Raw genomic sequence first — 16,699 nt, 5'->3', positions numbered from 1 at the left:
CCGGGACCGCCCCGTCCGGGGCCGCCCCGTGGAGCGGACGCGGTAGCAGGGCAGATCCGGTCAGGTGCTCCCGGTCAGGTGGTCCCGGGCGCGAGCCGGTACCCCACGCCGCGCACCGTGATGAGCCACTTCGGCTGCCGCGGGTCGTCTCCCAGCTTGCGCCGCAGGTTGCCGAGGTGGACCTCCACGGCCCGCTCGTCCGCCTCGCTCACGTACGAGTCCTCGCGGAAGCGCTCGCCTCGGGCCACCCGGACGAGATCGGCCCGGGGAATCACCGCGCCGCCAGCGCGCAGGAGGGCGTGCAGGAGATCGAACTCGGTGCGGGTCAGGTCCAGGTCCCTGCCGGCGAGTACTGCCGTCCGGGTCCGCGGATCGAGCGTGAGCCCCCCGTGCCGGAACAGCGGGTCGGGGCGCGTCGCCGTCGTCGTCCGCACGGGCAACGGCCGGCGGAGGTGCGTGTTGGCCAAGGTCGGTTCCACGGCGGCAGGAGCCACGGGCGATGGCCCGGCCGGGGTCCGAGAGGAAACGCCGACCCGGGGCCGGCGCATCATGGCCGCGATGCGGGCACGCAGCTCGCGCGGCCGGAAGGGCTTCGTGAGGTAGTCGTCGGCCCCTGACTGGAGCGCGAGCAGCGTGTCGGGCTCTTCGTCGCGCGCGGTCAGCATCACGACGTAGGCATCGCTCGACGTCCTGATCCGCCGGAGGACCTCGAAGCCGTCGATGTCCGGCAGGCCGAGGTCGAGGGTCACAACGGCGGGGTCCTCGCGCTGTGCGATCTCAGCGCCTTCCCGGCCCGTCGAGGCGCTCAAGACCTCGAATCCCGCCTGCCTCAGGACGTCCTCGACGAGATGCCGCACGTCGTCGTCATCCTCGACCACCAAGGCAACGCCCAAGTCGTCCATTCGCTGTCTCTCCTGTCCCGCATCGACAGCCCTTGTCATTTAAGGGTATATCTCATGTCATATTCTCATTGCCGTGGCAAATATGACACTGGCAACTGTGTCACAACGGGCGTAGAGGGAAGGAGCCACGTGTCGGCCAGCGAACAGGCGGTCGTCCAACGCGCGCAAACATACCTCAAACGCCTTCGCTCGACGTCGAGGATCGCCCTGTGGCAACTCCCCCTCGTGGCCGCGATCACCATCGTCGCGGTCAGCGCGCCCGCTCCGTGGAACAGCGAATCCGCACGGCCGCTCGTCGCCGCGGGGTTCTTCCTCGTCTGCGCGGCCGGGGCTGCGTGCCTCACGGTTCCGTGGGACCGCCTGCCCGAGCAGGCAGCCCTCCTCATCCCGATCGCCGACCTCGTCTCGATCGGCCTCATCCGCAACGCCGGCGACGGAACGCTCCAGGGCCTCGGCACACTCGCCGTCTTCCCCGTCATCTGGATCGCGGTCTCGATGCGGTCGATCCTCTGGACGCTCGTCATATGCTTCCTCGGCCCGCTCCTCATCACCGCCCCGACGCTCAACGACGCGGTCAGGCGGGGCTTCCCGGCCGGTGCGAGCTATTCGCTCCTTCTGCCCATCCTCATGCTCACTGTGGCGGTCGCGATCCGCACCGCGACCGCGGGACTCAGGATCCAGGAGCGCATGCTCCGGGCCCAGCAGGAGCAGCTCCGCTCGCTGCTGGCCGAGTCACAGGCCACCGAGCGACTCCTCTCGACAATCCTCGACGCCGTCAATGTGGGGATCGTCGCCATCGGGCCGGACGCCCTACCGGTTCGTTCGAACCGCCGCTTCCGTGAGGTCCTGGCCGCCTCCGGCTGGATTCCCGCAATGAGCGAAGGGCAGGGCCAGCTGCCGTTCCTCGCGCAGGACCGGCGCACACCGGTCCCCCGGGAGCGGTGGCCGCTCATCCGGGCGGCCGCCGGCGAACGCATCGACGGTGAGGTGTTCTGGCTCGGAACCGGGCCGGACGCGATGGCCCTCTCCGTGGTCGCACGTCCCGTCGAGGGCCCCGAGGGCGGGGCCGTCGTCGCCTTCGGAGACGTGACCGCGCTCGCCACCGCCGTCGACGACAAGGCCGAACTCGTCCGCACGGTCGCCCACGAGTTCCGCTCGCCCCTCACCGCTGTCCTCGGAAACCTCGACCTCGTGCTCGAATCCGAGCACCTCGACCCCGGCGACCGGCTCCGGCTGGAAGTCGCCGAGCGGAGCGCCGAGCGGCTCCTGGACCTCGCCGCGGACCTGGTCGCGTCGTCGTCGAACGCCATACCCGTGCGCCTCGGCTTCGCCGACCTCCGGCCCGTCCTTGCGGGCCGGGCCGACGCCGCCCGGCTCGCGGCGGTCGCTGCAGGCGTGCAGCTCGCCGTCGAACTCGACGACTCGCTCTGGGCCTGCATCGACCCACTGCGTGTGGGGCAGGCTGTCGACAATCTGCTCTCGAACGCGATCAAGTACTCCCCCGACGGCGGCACCATCACCCTGCGGGCCTTGCGCTCTGACGGCTGGATCGCAATCGAGGTGCGGGACAGCGGCATGGGCATCTCCGAGGATGACCGCGACCGGATCTTCGAACGGTTCTTCCGGACCTCTGAGGCGCGGCGGTCGGACATCCCCGGCGTCGGCCTCGGCCTTGCCCTCTGCAGCTGGATCGCCGAACGTCACGGCGGGCGGCTCGAGGTGGCGAGCGAGCCCGGCTGCGGGAGCGTGTTCACGCTGTACCTGCCCGCGTCCGGGCCTACTGGCTAGGGGGCTCCCCTAGCCGTCCGTCGCCGGCATGCGGCCCGGCTGAGCCGGGTCCCTGAGGGCGCGCGTCTGCTCGGCACGGGCCGAGAGCTCCTCCGCCGTCTCCGGATAGCCGACCTCCTCGAGCACGAGCGGATGGGCCGGGGCCAGTTTCGTCTTCGCGTCCCGGACCCGAGCGAGCATCCTCTCGTGGAGCCATTCCGGCCGCTCGAGGCCCTCCCCCACCCGCAGCACGGAACCGACGAGCGCCCGCACCATGTTGTGGCAGAAGGCATCCGCCCGCACGTGAGCCACGACGATGCCCTCCGGGGTCCGCTCGAACGAGAAATCCTGCAGCTCGCGCACTGTCGTAGAGCCCTCGCGCGGCTTGCAGAACGCAAGGAAATCCTGGAGGCCGAGCAGTTGGGCGGCCGCTCCATTCATCCGCCCCACGTCGAGGGCGGCACCGTGCCACAGCGTGATCCCGCGCCGCGTGGGATCCCAGTGCTCGGGCCGGTCCGCGATGCGGTAGGAGTAGCGGCGCCACAGGGCGGAGAAGCGGGCGTCGAACCCGGCGGGAGGGACGACGGCGCGGTGCACCTCGATCGCGCCCGTCTCCTCGCCGAGGACGCGGCTCAGGGCTCCCCGCAGCCGGCGGCTCAGGACGTCCTCGGGACCGGCGTCGGAGCGGCGCGGGAGGCGCTCCCATTCCTCGGCCGTGAGATCCAGGTGGACCACCTGGCCGCGGGCGTGGACACCGGCATCCGTGCGGCCCGCGACGACGACGCGCACCGGGCGACGCAGGATGAGGGCGAGTGCCTCCTCGAGGGAGCCCTGCACCGTCGGCAGGCCAGGCTGTACGGCCCACCCGCTGAAGGGGGCGCCGTCGTACGCGACGTCCAGCCGGACCCGCACACCGGGGCCGGGGCCGCCCCCGGACGCGGAAAGGCCCCCGTTCCCGGAATCGGGAACGGGGGCCTTCTCTGCGCTCATGCGCCCCAGTCTATCGGCGCTCCAGGAGCGCCAGACGGCGGGACTTACTTGGCGTCGTCGCCCTCGGCCTCTTCGGCAGGGGCCTCGGCGGCCTCGGCCTCAGCAGCCGGAGCCTCGGTGGCCTCGACCTCAGCAGCCGGAGCCTCAGTGGCCTCGACCTCAGCGGTCTCCTCGGCCGGAGCCTCGGTGGCCTCTGCCTCGACGGCCGGCTCTGCCTTGGGGGCAGCGGCACGCTGGGCAGCGCCCTCGGCCTCGCGGACGACAGCCTGCTTCGCCGAAACCGGCTCGAGCACGAGCTCGATGACCGCCATGGGAGCGTTGTCGCCCTTGCGGTTGCCGATCTTGGTGATGCGGGTGTAGCCGCCATCGCGGTCAGAGAGCTGCGGGGCGATCTCCGTGAAGAGCTCGTGGATGATGCCCTTGTTGGTGGCCGTGCGGGCCGAGATCGCGGCCTGGACACGACGACGCGAGGCGAGGTCGCCACGCTTCGCGAACGTGATGAGGCGCTCCGCGACCGGGCGGAGGCGCTTGGCCTTCGTCACGGTCGTGGTGATCCGCTTGTGCTCGAAGAGCGCAGCGGCAAGGTTGTTGAGCATGAGGCGCTCGTGCGCCGGGCCACCGCCCAGACGCGGACCCTTGGCGGGTGCAGGCATAGTAGTTTCTCCTCGGGTGGGCCGCCGCCGGGATCTGCCCGGCCGCGGTCAATTCATGGTGGCTTAGAGGTCGTCGTCGCCGAACGGGGCCTCGTCCTCGTCGATCGCTGCAGCGCGAGCGGCGAGATCGAAACCTGGAGGCGAGTCCTTGAGGGAGAGACCGAGCTCGGTGAGCTTGGCCTTGACCTCGTCGATGGACTTGGCACCGAAGTTCCGGATGTCCATCAGATCGGCCTCGGAGCGCGCCACGAGCTCACCCACGGTGTGGATGCCTTCGCGCTTGAGGCAGTTGTACGAGCGCACGGTCAGGTCAAGGTCCTCGATCGGGAGGGCCATGTCCGCAGCAAGAGCGGCGTCCGTCGGCGACGGGCCGATCTCGATGCCCTCGGCCGCCGTGTTGAGCTCACGGGCGAGGCCGAAGAGCTCGACGAGCGTCGTGCCGGCGGAGGCGACGGCGTCGCGCGGCTTGATGGCCGGCTTCGTCTCGACGTCCACGATCAGGCGATCGAAGTCGGTACGCTGCTCGACACGGGTCGCCTCGACACGGAAGGTGACCTTCAGGACGGGCGAGTAGATCGAGTCGACAGGGATGCGACCGATCTCCGCGTCGGCGGACTTGTTCTGAGCCGCCGAGACGTAGCCGCGGCCACGCTCGATGGTGAGCTCGAGCTCGAACTTGCCCTTGGAGTTGAGCGTCGCGATGTGCAGATCCGGGTTGTGGATCTCCACACCGGCCGGCGGAGCGATGTCCGCGGCGGTGACGACGCCCGGGCCCTGCTTGCGCAGGTAGGCGACGACAGGCTCGTCCTGATCCGAGGAGATGGACAGGCTCTTGAGGTTCAGGATGATCTCAGTGACATCTTCCTTGACCCCGGGAACCGTGGTGAATTCGTGCAGCACGCCGTCAATCCGGATGCTGGTGACTGCAGCCCCCGGGATCGAAGACAGCAGGGTGCGGCGCAGCGAGTTGCCGAGCGTGTATCCGAAACCGGGCTCCAGCGGCTCGATGACGAATCGGCTGCGGTTGTCGGACACCACTTCTTCAGACAGTGTGGGGCGCTGTGCAATAAGCACGTAGTTTCCTTTCAGCGAGCATCCGCTATATGACGCAACACAGATGGATGGAAAACGGTCTGACTAAGTAACGGGCCTCTGGCCGGCCGAGGTTCCCCTCGGCCGGCACCAAGACCTTCGACAACCAGTTAGACGCGGCGACGCTTCGGGGGGCGGCAGCCGTTGTGTGCGCTCGGGGTGACGTCCTGGATGGAGCCGACCTCGAGGCCCGCGGCCTGAAGGGCGCGGATCGCGGTCTCGCGGCCCGAGCCCGGGCCCTTGACGAACACGTCGACCTTGCGGAGGCCGTGCTCCTGCGCACGCTTCGCGGCGGCCTCGGCGGCCTGCTGGGCCGCGTACGGGGTCGACTTGCGCGAGCCCTTGAAGCCGACCTCGCCGGCCGAGGCCCACGAGATCACGGCACCCGAGGGATCCGTGATCGAAACGATCGTGTTGTTGAACGTGCTCTTGATGTGCGCCTGACCGAGCGCGATGTTCTTCTTGTCCTTGCGACGCGGCTTGCGGACCGAGGTCGCACGAGTCTTCGGGGGCATGAGTACTCCTACTTCTTGGTGACGCTAGCCGCGATCAGCGGCCGGCCTTCTTCTTGCCGGCGACGGTCCGCTTCGGACCCTTGCGGGTACGGGCGTTGGTCTTGGTGCGCTGGCCGCGCACCGGAAGGCCGCGGCGGTGCCGCAGGCCTTCGTAGCTGCCGATCTCAACCTTGCGGCGAATGTCGGCGGCCACCTCGCGGCGAAGGTCACCCTCAACCTTGTAGTTGCCCTCGATGTAGTCGCGCAGCTGGACCAGCTCGGCGTCCGTCAGGTCCTTAACGCGGACGTCAGCGCTGATGCCAGTGGCAGCGAGCGTCTCCTTCGCACGGGTGCGACCCACGCCGTAAATGTAAGTAAGCGCGATTTCCAGCCGCTTTTCGCGGGGAATGTCAACGCCAGCGAGACGAGCCATAGTGGCGGTTCTCCTTGTGTTGTCCGGAGGTCGTAGGCAGTACACCCGCACTGTCCGTGCGGCCCCAGCCTCCGGGCCGGGGGTTAGCTGTCCGGGCTCTGTGTTCCGTCCCAGCGCAGCTTGTGCTGCCTTCTCTATTTATTGCGTGGGCGCCGCCCGAGCTGGTTCTCCCGGAGGAGATCAGCCCTGGCGCTGCTTGTGGCGCGGGTTCTCGCAGATCACCATGACCCGACCGTTGCGGCGGATCACCTTGCACTTGTCGCAGATCTGCTTGACGCTCGGCTTGACCTTCATGGCATTCCTTTGCGTGTTCTGCAGGTGGTCAGCATGACCGGCCGGGTGCCCCCGGCCGCGCTGCTTACTTGTAGCGGTAGACGATCCGGCCGCGGGTCAGGTCGTAAGGGCTGAGCTCCACCACCACGCGATCCTCCGGGAGGATTCGGATGTAGTGCTGACGCATCTTCCCGGAGATGTGTGCGAGCACGACGTGCTTGTTCGTCAGCTCAACGCGGAACATCGCGTTGGGCAGCGCTTCAGTCACGACGCCCTCGATCTCGATGACACCGTCCTTCTTGGCCATAGCCTCCGCTATCTGTTGTGCCGCCGGGCACGGGTGCGCCCGGTGGTCGTCTATGGTTGATTCGACCGGCGGCAGCTCCCCGAAAAGGGCACAGCTGGGCCGACAGCCAACACACAACTGTACGCCAGACCGGGCGGGAAGTTAAATCCGCCTATCGTACACGCGTTCCGCCACGGGATCACGGCAACGCCTGTCAGCCCCCTGTGCGTCGGAAAACCACCACCTTTCGAGCGGCCGACGACGCGACACGCCGAGGCAGCGGCGAGGCTCGCCGAGGCAGTGGCCTAGAAGGTGGTGGGAATCGGACAGCTCACTCGGCCGGCGCGGGGTACGGCTCCCAGGTCCCAGCCGGCGTCGTCACCGCGGTCGCGGAACGGACCCCGTCGAGGATCGCGAGCCGGACCGCTTCGGCGGCCGCCGTCTGGACGAAGAAGAGGGCGAGCTGCCGTGCGAAATCGGGCTCGCGCTCGAATTCGATCGCCCGTGTCGAGAGCGCGAAGATCGTGTCCCCGTCCACGAGCGTGTGGCTCGGGTTGAGCGCGCGGGCCAGCCCGGCGTGGGCCGCCGTAGCCGTCCGCTTGCATTCGGCCGGAGTGAGGGCGGCGCTCGTCGCGACGACGGCGAGCGTCGTGTTGGCGGACGACGGCGCCGCCCCACCCACCAGGGTCGGGTCGCCGGCAACAGCTGGGCCGCCAAAGACCGGAGCCCCCGCTGCGTTGACCACGGCGAGCGCCCCCACCACGAGCCCCTCGGGCAGAACGACCTCGGGCGCTCCCGGCGGTCCCTGGACCGGTCCGGCGGGGAGGGCCACCGAGGCCATCCCGACGCCGCCCTTGTACCGTCCTCGGGCGAACACCGCCCCGGTTCCGGCGCCCACGCAGCCGCGCAGCGCGGCGTCGTCCGCGCCGTCCGAACCCGCGGCGGCGGCCGCGGCCGCGAAGCCCATCGCCGTGTCGGGACGCTTCGAGAAGTCGCCCCCGCGCCCGAGGTCGAAGATCACGGCCGCCGGGACGATCGGCACGACGCCGCCGACGACGGGAAACCCCTGGCCTTCGGATTCGAGGAACTGCTGGACGCCTGCCGCCGCAGCCAGGCCGTACGCGCTTCCGCCGCACAGCGCGACGCCGTCCACGTTCTGGGCGAGGGTCGACGGGTCGAGCGCGTCGGTCTCGCTCGTTCCGGGGCCCCCGCCGCGCACGTCGACGCCGCCGGCGGACCCGGGCGGCGCCAGCACTGCGGTCACACCGGTGAGCCAGCCGCCTCCCACGCGCTGGGCGTGGCCCACGCGCATCCCGGGGACATCGAGGAGGGATCCCATGTGGACATTGTGCCGCACCGCCGTCCGAGCACAGCCGGCCTCACGCGCGGAAGCTGCCTTGAGCGGGGATCAGATGCGCACGACGATCTTCCCGCGTACATGCCCGGTCTCGAGCTTCCGGTACGCCTCAGCGGTGTCGGGGAGGTCGAAGACCTCGGCGATCTCGATCTTGAGGCTCCCCCGCGCCGCGAGTCCCGCGAGTTCGGCGAGGTTGGCCCGGTCTGGCCGGACCCAGATGTACTGGCCGCCGTACACGTCGCGCGCGCGGCTGTCGGTGATGGACGCGACGACACCGCCCTCCCGAAGGAGCGCGGGTACCGTCTCGAGCGCAGCCTGGCCCACGAAATCGAGGATGACGTCGAACCCCTCCGGGGCGAGAGCCCGGGCCGACTCGACGAGGCCCTCGCCGTAGGCGACCGGTTCGGCCCCAAGGGTGCGCAGGTACTCGTGGTTCGGCTCGGAAGCCGTCCCGATCACGCGGGCGCCCGCAAGGATGGCGAGCTGGGTCGCGAACGAGCCGACGCCGCCAGCCGCCGCGTGGACGAGCACAGTCTGTCCGGCCGACACGTCGGCACGCCGCACCGTCTGGAGCGCGGTGAGGCCTGCGAGGGGCAGCGCCGCGGCCTCCTCGAAGCTCAGCTCCCGGGGCTTGTGGACGGCCGTCCGCACCGGAACCTCAACGAGCTCCGCGAGGGTTCCGCCCGAGATCACGTCCTTCCGGGCGTAGGCGAGGATCTCGTCCCCCACCTTGAATTCGGGCGTGTCCAGCCCCGTCTTGACCACGACCCCCGACACGTCCCAGGCCGGGATCACCGGGAAGACCGTGTCGATGAGGCCCTTGAGATAGCCCTGCCGAACCTTGTAGTCGACCGGGTTGAGGCTCGCGGCCTTCACTTCGACGAGCACCGAGTCCGAGCCCGGATGGGCGTCGGGGACCTCGGTCAGCTCGAGGACATCTGCATTTCCGAATCGTTCGTACGCAATCGCCTTCACGTCTGTCCCGAACGTGCCGCGGGCGCAGGGAATTCCCGTCAGGCTCGGTTTGGGGCCGGCCTACGCCGGGATCGGCACCGGGGTCACGCCGAGGGGCTCGAGCTCCGAGGCTCCGCCGTCCTCGGCTGTCAGCACCCAGATTCCGCGCTCGTGCCGGGCCACGGAGTGCTCCCACTGGCTCGAACGGGTGCCGTCGGTCGTGACGACCGTCCACTCGTCGTCGAGCACGCGGGTCTCGATGGATCCGCGCACGAGCATCGGCTCGATCGCGAGGGCGAGGCCGGGCTTGATCTTGGGCCCGCGGTGACCGGTGCGGTAGTTCAGGACATCCGGTGCCATGTGCATCTCGGAGCCGATGCCATGGCCCACGTAGTCCTCGAGGATTCCGAGGGGCGCCCCAGGCTGGGCGGTCACGAAGTCGTCGATCGCGTCCCCGATGTCGCCCACGTGGGTCCCCTTCGCGAACGCCGCGATGCCGTGCCACATCGCCTGCCGCGTCATCTCGGAGAGCCGCTCGTCCTCCGGGTCGCCGTTGCCGACGATGACCGTGCGCGCCGAGTCCGCGTTCCAGCCCCGCACGACGCAGCCGCCGTCGATAGAGAGGATGTCGCCCTCCTTGAGGGTCCTCGGGCCCGGGATGCCGTGCACCACCTCTTCGTTCACGGACACGCAGATGTGCTTCGGGTAGCCGAAGTAGCCCAGGAAGTTGTACTGCGCCCCCGCAGCGTCGACCACCTCGGCGAACACCGCGTCCAGCTCGTCCGTCGTGACACCCGGCGCCACGGCAGCGACGGCGGCGTCGAGGGCACGGCTCAGCAGCACCCCGGCCTCCGCCATGATGCGAAGCTGACCGTTGTTCTTGTACTCGATCTTCCGCTGCCCGATCACAGGGTTCCTCTCACAGAAAGCGGTCGACGGCGCCTGCCCACCCGCATGCCAGGCCCCGGCTGAGTGCGGGGCCAAGCAGGGGGACGGGCGGCGCCGTCGTCATTTGTCAGGCGGTGCCCAGGATCCGGCTCAGGCCGGGTCCGCGGCGTTGTTCTTGATGGCGGCAAGCACGCGCTCGGTGACCTCGTCGATGGGGCCGATTCCGTCGACCTTCGTGAGGATGCCTCGCTCGTCGTAGCGCGACACGACCGCCTCAGTCTGCGTGTGGTAGAGCTCGAGGCGATGGCGGATGACGCCCTCGTTGTCGTCGCTCCGACCCGTCTCCTTGGCCCGGCCGAGGAGACGGCGCACGAGCTCCTCGTCGTCGGCCGTGAGCTGGAGGACGACGTCGAGCTGGGTGCCCTCCTCGGCGAGGATCTCGTCGAGGTACTCGACCTGCGCCACGGTCCGCGGGTATCCGTCGAGGAGGAAGCCCTCGCGCGCGTCATCCTGCGAGAGGCGGTCGCGGACCATGCTGTTCGTCACGCTGTCAGGGACGAAGTCGCCCGCGTCGATGTACTTCTTCGCCTCGATGCCGAGCGGGGTCTGCTCCTTGACGTTGAAACGGAAGATGTCCCCGGTCGAGATGGCGACGATGCCGAGCCGTTCCGAGATCCGTTCGGCCTGCGTTCCCTTGCCGGAACCAGGGGGGCCAATGAGCAGCATTCTCGTCATCGCAGGAGTCCTTCATAGTGTCGCTGTTGGAGCTGTGCATCGATCTGCTTGACCGTCTCGAGGCCCACGCCAACCATGATGAGGATCGACGTTCCACCGAAGGGGAAATTCGTGTTGGCCTGGACCAGTACGAGGGCGATCAGCGGGATCAGCGCCACGATGCCGAGGTACAGCGAGCCCGGCAGCGTGATGCGTGAAAGTACGTACTGCAGGTAGTCCGCAGTCGGCTTGCCAGCCCGGATGCCGGGGATGAAGCCGCCGTACTTCTTCATGTTGTCGGCGACCTCTTCAGGGTTGAAGGTGATCGCGACGTAGAAGTATGTGAAGAAGATGATCAGCAGGAAGTAGATGATCATGTAGACCGGGTGGTCGCCCTTGGTCAGGTTGTTGTTGATCCACTCGACCCACGGCTGGATGTTCGAGCCGTCCTTCGGAGTGTTGAACTGCGCCACGAGGGCAGGCAGATACAGCATCGACGAGGCGAAGATGACGGGGATGACGCCGGCCATGTTGACCTTGACCGGAATGTACGTGGTCGTGCCGCCAACCGTCCGCCGGCCGATCATCCGCTTCGCGTACTGGACCGGGATGCGGCGCTGGGACTGCTCGACGAAGACGACCAGTGCCATCGTCACGAGGCCGATCACGAGCACGATGAAGAACGTTCCGGGGCCCTTCGAGGTCCAGATCGCGCCGAGCGATGCCGGGAAGTTCGCGGCGATCGACGTGAAGATCAGCAGCGACATGCCGTTGCCGATGCCCTTCTCCGTCACGAGCTCGCCCATCCACATGATGAGTCCTGTGCCCGCCGTGAGCGTGATGATGATGAGGATCGTCGTGACGATGCTCTGGTCCGGAATGATCTGCAGCTGGCAGTTGGGGAACAGCTGCCCCGAGCGGACCAGCGAGACAAGCGTCGTCGCGTTCAGCAGGCCGAGGGCGATCGTGAGGTAGCGGGTGTACTGAGTGAGCTTCGTCTGCCCGGCCTGGCCCTCGTCGTAGAGCTCCTGGAAACGCGGGATCACGACACGCAGCAGCTGCACGATGATGCTCGCGGTGATGTACGGCATGATGCCGAGCGCGAACACCGAAACCTGGAGCAGCGCACCGCCGCTGAACAGGTTCATGAGCTGGTAGATGCCCTGCTGCTGGCTCTGGCCGCTCACTAGCGGCGAGAGGCACGTCTTGACGTTGCTGTAGTTGACCCCCGGCGAGGGGATGAACGCGCCGAGACGGAAGATGGCGATGATGCCCACCGTGAACAGCAGCTTGCGCCGCAGGTCCGGCGTACGGAAAGCCCGGACGATGGCAGAAAGCACGCTTCTCCTCCCCGATCACGAGGAACGTAGGGTGTGGGCTCGTGCAGGGGGATGCAGCGAGCAAGGTACAGCTACCGAGTCTAACTTGCCCGCGCCCGGAGCAGATAATTCCGTTGGCTGCGCAAGGGTGTGCAGGTGCCTCGGCGCGAGGCAAATGAAGGGGTCCCGCCGCCGTCGTCCGCTGCGCCCGCCTCGCGGGCTACGGGCCGCCTCAAAGGGAAGGGCCCCCGCCGCCGTCGTGGTTTCAAACCAACGACGGCCGCAGGGGCCCTCATGCTCACAGCGTCGGCTGGGCTCCGGGGATCGTCAGAGGACGGTCGTGGAGCCGCCGGCGGCGGCGATCTTCTCGGCGGCGGACGTCGAGAACGCGTGCGCGGTGATGTCGAGCTTCACGGTGACGTCGCCGTTGCCCAGCACCTTGACGGGCTGGTTCTTGCGTACGGCACCCTTGGCGATGAGCTCCTCGACACCCACGGTGCCACCCTCGGGGAACAGCTCGACGAGCCGCTCGAGGTTGACGACCGAGTACTCGACCCGGAAGGGGTTCTTGAAGCCGCGAAGCTTCGGCAGGCGCATGTGCAGCGGAAGCTGCCCACCCGCGAAGCCCGCACGGACCTGGTAGCGGGCCTTCGTGCCCTTGGTGCCACGACCGGCGGTCTTGCCCTTGGAACCCTCACCGCGACCCACACGGGTCTTCGCGGTCTTGGCGCCAGCGGCAGGACGCAGGTGGTGAACCTTGAGCGCCGTGCTCTTGCCCGTGCTCTTCTCGCTCGTTTCGGAGCTCCGCTCCGTCTGGTTCTCAGTCATTACTTCGCCTCCTCAACCTTCACGAGGTGCGGAACCGTGTTGATCATGCCCACGGTCACGGCGTCGGCCTTGCGGACGACAGTGTGACCGATGCGCCTGAGGCCCAGGGAGCGCAGCGTCTCGCGCTGGTTCTGCTTGGCGCCGATGACGCCCTTGATCTGGGTGATCTCCAACGTGGCGTCGGAGGGAGCCAGGTTCTTCGCCATGACTCATGCACCTGCCTTCTGGTTCTCGATGTTGCGGACCATAGCGGCCGGCGCGATCTCCTCCAGGGGCAGCCCACGACGGGCGGCGACAGCCTGCGGCTCCTCGAGACCCTTCAGCGCCTCGATCGTCGCGTGGACGATGTTGATGGCGTTGGAGGAACCCAGGGACTTCGACAGAACGTCGTGGATGCCGGCGCACTCGAGGACGGCACGCACCGGGCCGCCGGCGATAACGCCGGTACCCGGAGCAGCCGGACGCAGCATGACGACGCCTGCGGCGGCCTCACCCTGCACACGGTGCGGAACGGTCGTGCCGATGCGCGGGACGCGGAAGAAGGACTTCTTGGCCTCCTCGACGCCCTTGGCGATGGCCGCGGGAACTTCCTTGGCCTTGCCGTAGCCGACGCCCACGGTGCCGTTGCCATCGCCAACCACCACGAGGGCGGTGAAGCTGAAGCGACGGCCGCCCTTGACGACCTTGGCCACGCGGTTGATGGTCACGACACGCTCGACGAACTGGCTCTTCTCGGCGTCACGGCCGCCGTCGCGGCCACCACGGCCACCACGGTCGCCGCGACCCCGACCCTCGCCACGACGGCCGCCGCGGCGGTCCTCGTTGGCGGGGGCGGCAGCCTCAGCGGCGCCCTCGGTCACATTCTCAGACACGTTGTCCTTCTCGTTGTTCTCGACGGTCACAGTGCCAGCCCGCCTTCCCGTGCGCCGTCTGCGATCGCAGCGATCCGGCCGTGGTACTTGTTGCCACCACGGTCGAACACGACGGCTTCGATACCGGCAGCCTTGGCACGCTCGGCGACGAGCTCGCCGACGCGCTTGGCCTTGGCGGTCTTGTCGCCCTCGAACGCACGGAGGTCAGCCTCGAGCGTGGACGCCGACGCGACGGTGATGCCCTTGCTGTCGTCGACAACCTGGACGAACACGTGGCGGGACGACCGCGATACGACGAGACGCGGACGCTCGGCGGAGCCGACGACGCGCTTGCGCAGGCGGATGTGGCGACGCGAACGAGAAGCCGTACGCGACTTCGCCGGCCGCTTCTTGTTGATGCTCAGACCCATGGTTACTTACCAGCCTTTCCGACCTTGCGGCGGACAACCTCGCCGGCGTAACGGATGCCCTTGCCCTTGTAGGGATCAGGCTTGCGCAGCTTGCGGATGTTGGCAGCCACCTCGCCGACACGCTGCTTGTCGATGCCGGACACGGTGAACTTAGTGGGGCCCTCGACGGTGAACGCGATGCCCTCAGGGGCAGCGACGGTGACCGGGTGGGAGAAGCCGAGCGCGAACTCGAGGTCCGAGCCCTTGGCCTGCACACGGTAACCGGTGCCGACGATCTCGAGCTTCTTCTCGTAGCCCTTGGTCACGCCCTCGATCATGTTGGCGAGGAGCGTGCGAGTGAGGCCGTGCAGCGAGCGCGAGAGGCGCTCGTCGTTCGGGCGCGTCACCGAGAGCGTGCTGTCGTCGAGGTTGACCTCGATCGGGGTCGCCACGGTGTGCGTGAGCTCGCCCTTGCCGCCCTTGACGGTGACAACGGCGCCGTCGATCTTCACCTCGACGTCGGTCGGGACGGTGATGGGGAGACGTCCAATGCGGGACATATCTTCTTCTTTCCTTCCCTTACCAGACGTACGCGAGGACTTCGCCGCCCACGCCCTTCTTAGAAGCCTGACGGTCAGTCAGAAGCCCCGAAGAGGTGGACAGGATGGCGATGCCGAGGCCGCCCAGCACGTGCGGGAGGTTCGTGGACTTCGCGTACACGCGGAGACCCGGCTTGGAGATGCGGCGGACGCCGGCGATCGAGCGCTCGCGGTTCGGACCGAACTTGAGCGTAAGGGTCAGCTTCTTGCCGACCTCTGCGTCCTCTTCCTTCCAGCCGGCGATGAAGCCCTCGGCCTTGAGGATGTCGGCAACTCGCACCTTGAGCTTCGACGAAGGCATTGCAACCTCGTCGTGGTAGGCCGAGTTGGCGTTGCGCAGACGGGTAAGCATGTCTGCGACGGGATCAGTCATAGTCATGTGGGCTCGTGCCCTTCCTCATGACGGTTTCCGCAGCGAGACCATGTGAGGCTCGCGCGGACCTGTCACGTAGTGATTCAGTCTTCGGTCTTGAACGGGAAACCCAGCGCCTTGAGCAGCGCGCGGCCTTCGTCGTCGGTCTTGGCGGTCGTGACGACCGTGATGTCCATGCCGCGGGGGCGATCGATCTTGTCCTGATCGATCTCGTGGAACATCACCTGCTCGGTGAGGCCGAACGTGTAGTTGCCGTTGCCGTCGAACTGCTTGCCGCTGAGGCCGCGGAAGTCGCGGATGCGGGGCAGCGCGAGGGTCACCAGGCGATCGACGAACTCCCACATGCGGTCGCCGCGAAGCGTCGCGAAGGCGCCGATCGGCATGCCCTCACGGAGCTTGAACTGGGCGATCGACTTGCGGGCCTTCGTGACCTGCGGCTTCTGGCCCGTGATGAGGGTCAGGTCGCGCACAGCGCCCTCGATGAGCTTCGAGTCCTTGGCAGCGTCGCCGACGCCCATGTTCACGACAACCTTGACCAGGCGCGGGACCTGGTTGACGTTGACGTAGTTGAACTCGTCCTGCAGCGAGGCCTTCACGCTCTCCGCGTACTTCGCCTTGAGACGGGGCACGATCTTGACCGGAGTATCGACAGTCTCAGTCATCAGATGTCCTTCCCAGTGGCCTTGGAGTAGCGGACACGCACCGTCTTCTGACGGCCGTCCTTCTCCACGGTCTCGACGCGGAAGCCGACCTTGGTGGGCTTCTTGGTCTCGGGGTCCACGAGAGCCACGTTCGAAGCGTGGATCGGGGCCTCGACCTGCTCGATGCCGCCGGTCTTGGTGCCGCGCTGCGACTGGCCGACCTTGGTGTGCTTGGTGACGCGGTTGATGCCCTCGACGAGCACGCGGCCCGTTGCGGGGAACACCTTCAGGACCTTGCCCTGCTTGCCCTTGTCACCACCCTTGTCCTGCTTGGTGCCGGTGATGACCTGGACCAGGTCGCCCTTCTTGATCTTTGCGCCCATGAGTCAGAGCACCTCCGGAGCCAGCGAGACGATCTTCATGAACTTCTTGTCGCGCAGCTCGCGGCCGACCGGGCCGAAGATGCGCGTTCCACGGGGGTCGCCGTCGTTCTTGAGGATGACTGCCGCGTTCTCATCGAACTTGATGTAGGAGCCGTCCGCGCGGCGGCGCTCCTTCTTCGTACGGACGACGACGGCCTTGACCACGTCGCCCTTCTTGACGTTGCCGCCAGGGATCGCGTCCTTGACGGTGGCGACGATGACGTCGCCGATACCTGCGTAGCGGCGGCCCGAACCACCGAGAACGCGGATGGTGAGGATTTCCTTCGCACCCGTGTTGTCGGCGACCTTGAGCCGCGACTCCTGCTGAATCACTGTTACTCCTTACGTCACGCTGGTTCTCAGGTCGCGGTGCAGCTTGCGCCGAGCCTTGCGGAACGGATTGTCGGGGTGTCTCTCGACCCGTCTGGATGTTGCCAGTACGGGCCTGAATCA

At 67.8% G+C, this 16,699-nt stretch carries 23 protein-coding genes; 1 reads left to right on the top strand and 22 read right to left on the bottom strand.

All coding sequences use genetic code 11. The annotated features are described in order from the left end of the window. Nucleotides 1-74 precede the first annotated feature (74 nt). On the bottom strand, nt 75-902 hold the full coding sequence (locus E6A21_RS00945) for a response regulator transcription factor (RefSeq protein ID WP_138442261.1): 828 nt from the start codon (nt 900-902) through the stop codon (nt 75-77). A gap of 129 nt (nt 903-1,031) precedes the next feature. On the opposite strand from E6A21_RS00945, the gene E6A21_RS00940 reads away from it, so the two are divergent. After that, entirely contained in the window at nt 1,032-2,690 is a 1,659-nt protein-coding gene (locus E6A21_RS00940; protein WP_171041209.1) for a sensor histidine kinase, read from the top strand. A 9-nt stretch (nt 2,691-2,699) separates the two neighbouring features. Here the strand turns inward: E6A21_RS00940 and truA are convergent, their stop codons facing one another. The 21 genes from truA to rplN form a co-directional block, all read right to left on the bottom strand. Continuing rightward, entirely contained in the window at nt 2,700-3,659 is a 960-nt protein-coding gene (gene truA, locus E6A21_RS00935) for a tRNA pseudouridine(38-40) synthase TruA (protein WP_138442259.1), read from the bottom strand. 44 nt (nt 3,660-3,703) lie between these two features. After that, nucleotides 3,704-4,312 (bottom strand): 50S ribosomal protein L17, encoded by a 609-nt coding sequence (gene rplQ / locus E6A21_RS00930; RefSeq protein WP_138442258.1) that lies wholly within the window; start codon nt 4,310-4,312, stop codon nt 3,704-3,706. A gap of 63 nt (nt 4,313-4,375) precedes the next feature. Further along, nucleotides 4,376-5,386 (bottom strand): DNA-directed RNA polymerase subunit alpha, encoded by a 1,011-nt coding sequence (locus E6A21_RS00925; protein ID WP_138442257.1) that lies wholly within the window; start codon nt 5,384-5,386, stop codon nt 4,376-4,378. 128 nt (nt 5,387-5,514) lie between these two features. Then, nucleotides 5,515-5,919 carry a 30S ribosomal protein S11 gene (rpsK, locus tag E6A21_RS00920; protein ID WP_138414213.1) on the bottom strand — a complete coding sequence of 135 codons (405 nt, stop codon included), beginning with the start codon at nt 5,917-5,919 and terminating at the stop codon, nt 5,515-5,517. A 34-nt stretch (nt 5,920-5,953) separates the two neighbouring features. Then, entirely contained in the window at nt 5,954-6,331 is a 378-nt protein-coding gene (gene rpsM, locus E6A21_RS00915; RefSeq protein ID WP_066499470.1) for a 30S ribosomal protein S13, read from the bottom strand. Nucleotides 6,332-6,511: 180 nt separating this feature from the next. Next, the gene (gene rpmJ / locus E6A21_RS00910) at nt 6,512-6,625 is read right to left on the bottom strand and encodes a 50S ribosomal protein L36 (RefSeq protein WP_011775570.1); all 114 of its coding nucleotides are present in this window, start codon (nt 6,623-6,625) and stop codon (nt 6,512-6,514) included. A 64-nt stretch (nt 6,626-6,689) separates the two neighbouring features. Next, nucleotides 6,690-6,911 (bottom strand): translation initiation factor IF-1, encoded by a 222-nt coding sequence (infA, locus tag E6A21_RS00905; RefSeq protein WP_011775571.1) that lies wholly within the window; start codon nt 6,909-6,911, stop codon nt 6,690-6,692. Nucleotides 6,912-7,221: 310 nt separating this feature from the next. After that, nucleotides 7,222-8,229: a P1 family peptidase gene (locus E6A21_RS00900; protein ID WP_138442256.1), complete on the bottom strand. Its 1,008-nt coding sequence runs from the start codon at nt 8,227-8,229 to the stop codon at nt 7,222-7,224. 69 nt (nt 8,230-8,298) lie between these two features. Then, on the bottom strand, nt 8,299-9,222 hold the full coding sequence (locus E6A21_RS00895; RefSeq protein WP_138442255.1) for an NADP-dependent oxidoreductase: 924 nt from the start codon (nt 9,220-9,222) through the stop codon (nt 8,299-8,301). A 60-nt stretch (nt 9,223-9,282) separates the two neighbouring features. Beyond that, nucleotides 9,283-10,110 (bottom strand): type I methionyl aminopeptidase, encoded by an 828-nt coding sequence (gene map, locus E6A21_RS00890; RefSeq protein ID WP_138442254.1) that lies wholly within the window; start codon nt 10,108-10,110, stop codon nt 9,283-9,285. 129 nt (nt 10,111-10,239) lie between these two features. Next, nucleotides 10,240-10,824, bottom strand: coding sequence for an adenylate kinase (locus E6A21_RS00885; protein WP_138442253.1), 585 nt, complete (start codon nt 10,822-10,824; stop codon nt 10,240-10,242). Then, nucleotides 10,821-12,143 carry a preprotein translocase subunit SecY gene (gene secY / locus E6A21_RS00880; RefSeq protein WP_138442252.1) on the bottom strand — a complete coding sequence of 441 codons (1,323 nt, stop codon included), beginning with the start codon at nt 12,141-12,143 and terminating at the stop codon, nt 10,821-10,823. Before secY ends, E6A21_RS00885 begins: the two co-directional genes overlap by 4 nt. A 306-nt stretch (nt 12,144-12,449) precedes the next feature. After that, nucleotides 12,450-12,950: a 50S ribosomal protein L15 gene (gene rplO / locus E6A21_RS00875; protein WP_138442251.1), complete on the bottom strand. Its 501-nt coding sequence runs from the start codon at nt 12,948-12,950 to the stop codon at nt 12,450-12,452. Further along, nucleotides 12,950-13,156, bottom strand: coding sequence for a 50S ribosomal protein L30 (gene rpmD, locus E6A21_RS00870; protein WP_138442250.1), 207 nt, complete (start codon nt 13,154-13,156; stop codon nt 12,950-12,952). Before rpmD ends, rplO begins: the two co-directional genes overlap by 1 nt. 3 nt (nt 13,157-13,159) lie before the next feature. Then, nucleotides 13,160-13,810, bottom strand: coding sequence for a 30S ribosomal protein S5 (gene rpsE / locus E6A21_RS00865; RefSeq protein ID WP_171041236.1), 651 nt, complete (start codon nt 13,808-13,810; stop codon nt 13,160-13,162). 38 nt (nt 13,811-13,848) lie between these two features. Further along, nucleotides 13,849-14,232 carry a 50S ribosomal protein L18 gene (gene rplR / locus E6A21_RS00860; protein WP_138442248.1) on the bottom strand — a complete coding sequence of 128 codons (384 nt, stop codon included), beginning with the start codon at nt 14,230-14,232 and terminating at the stop codon, nt 13,849-13,851. Between the two features lie 2 nt (nt 14,233-14,234). Then, entirely contained in the window at nt 14,235-14,771 is a 537-nt protein-coding gene (gene rplF / locus E6A21_RS00855; protein WP_138442247.1) for a 50S ribosomal protein L6, read from the bottom strand. Nucleotides 14,772-14,790: 19 nt separating this feature from the next. Continuing rightward, entirely contained in the window at nt 14,791-15,189 is a 399-nt protein-coding gene (rpsH, locus tag E6A21_RS00850; RefSeq protein WP_136610743.1) for a 30S ribosomal protein S8, read from the bottom strand. A gap of 77 nt (nt 15,190-15,266) precedes the next feature. Further along, a complete protein-coding gene (rplE, locus tag E6A21_RS00845; RefSeq protein WP_138442246.1) occupies nt 15,267-15,845 on the bottom strand; it encodes a 50S ribosomal protein L5 in 579 nt (192 codons plus the stop codon). Beyond that, entirely contained in the window at nt 15,845-16,207 is a 363-nt protein-coding gene (rplX, locus tag E6A21_RS00840; RefSeq protein WP_138442245.1) for a 50S ribosomal protein L24, read from the bottom strand. The genes rplE and rplX overlap by 1 nt, the downstream gene beginning before the upstream one ends. A gap of 3 nt (nt 16,208-16,210) precedes the next feature. Beyond that, on the bottom strand, nt 16,211-16,579 hold the full coding sequence (rplN, locus tag E6A21_RS00835) for a 50S ribosomal protein L14 (RefSeq protein ID WP_043119386.1): 369 nt from the start codon (nt 16,577-16,579) through the stop codon (nt 16,211-16,213). Nucleotides 16,580-16,699: the final 120 nt, after the last annotated feature.

The organism is Sinomonas susongensis, assembly GCF_005877005.1.
In the GTDB taxonomy this organism is placed as follows: domain Bacteria; phylum Actinomycetota; class Actinomycetes; order Actinomycetales; family Micrococcaceae; genus Sinomonas; species Sinomonas susongensis.
The sequence above is the reverse complement of the archived record's forward strand: the minus strand, read 5'-3'. Positions and strand labels throughout refer to the sequence as shown.

What these genes read in the sequence shown, in the direction of transcription:
- E6A21_RS00945 (WP_138442261.1), bottom strand. Translation starts at nt 902, where the DNA reads ATGGACGACTTGGGCGTTGCCTTGGTGGTCGAGGATGACGACGACGTG.
- truA (WP_138442259.1), bottom strand. Translation starts at nt 3,659, where the DNA reads ATGAGCGCAGAGAAGGCCCCCGTTCCCGATTCCGGGAACGGGGGCCTT.
- rplQ (WP_138442258.1), bottom strand. Translation starts at nt 4,312, where the DNA reads ATGCCTGCACCCGCCAAGGGTCCGCGTCTGGGCGGTGGCCCGGCGCAC.
- rpsK (WP_138414213.1), bottom strand. Translation starts at nt 5,919, where the DNA reads ATGCCCCCGAAGACTCGTGCGACCTCGGTCCGCAAGCCGCGTCGCAAG.
- rpsM (WP_066499470.1), bottom strand. Translation starts at nt 6,331, where the DNA reads ATGGCTCGTCTCGCTGGCGTTGACATTCCCCGCGAAAAGCGGCTGGAA.
- rpmJ (WP_011775570.1), bottom strand. Translation starts at nt 6,625, where the DNA reads ATGAAGGTCAAGCCGAGCGTCAAGCAGATCTGCGACAAGTGCAAGGTG.
- infA (WP_011775571.1), bottom strand. Translation starts at nt 6,911, where the DNA reads ATGGCCAAGAAGGACGGTGTCATCGAGATCGAGGGCGTCGTGACTGAA.
- E6A21_RS00900 (WP_138442256.1), bottom strand. Translation starts at nt 8,229, where the DNA reads ATGGGATCCCTCCTCGATGTCCCCGGGATGCGCGTGGGCCACGCCCAG.
- E6A21_RS00885 (WP_138442253.1), bottom strand. Translation starts at nt 10,824, where the DNA reads ATGACGAGAATGCTGCTCATTGGCCCCCCTGGTTCCGGCAAGGGAACG.
- rplO (WP_138442251.1), bottom strand. Translation starts at nt 12,950, where the DNA reads ATGACTGAGAACCAGACGGAGCGGAGCTCCGAAACGAGCGAGAAGAGC.
- rpmD (WP_138442250.1), bottom strand. Translation starts at nt 13,156, where the DNA reads ATGGCGAAGAACCTGGCTCCCTCCGACGCCACGTTGGAGATCACCCAG.
- rplR (WP_138442248.1), bottom strand. Translation starts at nt 14,232, where the DNA reads ATGGGTCTGAGCATCAACAAGAAGCGGCCGGCGAAGTCGCGTACGGCT.
- rplF (WP_138442247.1), bottom strand. Translation starts at nt 14,771, where the DNA reads ATGTCCCGCATTGGACGTCTCCCCATCACCGTCCCGACCGACGTCGAG.
- rpsH (WP_136610743.1), bottom strand. Translation starts at nt 15,189, where the DNA reads ATGACTATGACTGATCCCGTCGCAGACATGCTTACCCGTCTGCGCAAC.
- rplE (WP_138442246.1), bottom strand. Translation starts at nt 15,845, where the DNA reads ATGACTGAGACTGTCGATACTCCGGTCAAGATCGTGCCCCGTCTCAAG.
- rplX (WP_138442245.1), bottom strand. Translation starts at nt 16,207, where the DNA reads ATGGGCGCAAAGATCAAGAAGGGCGACCTGGTCCAGGTCATCACCGGC.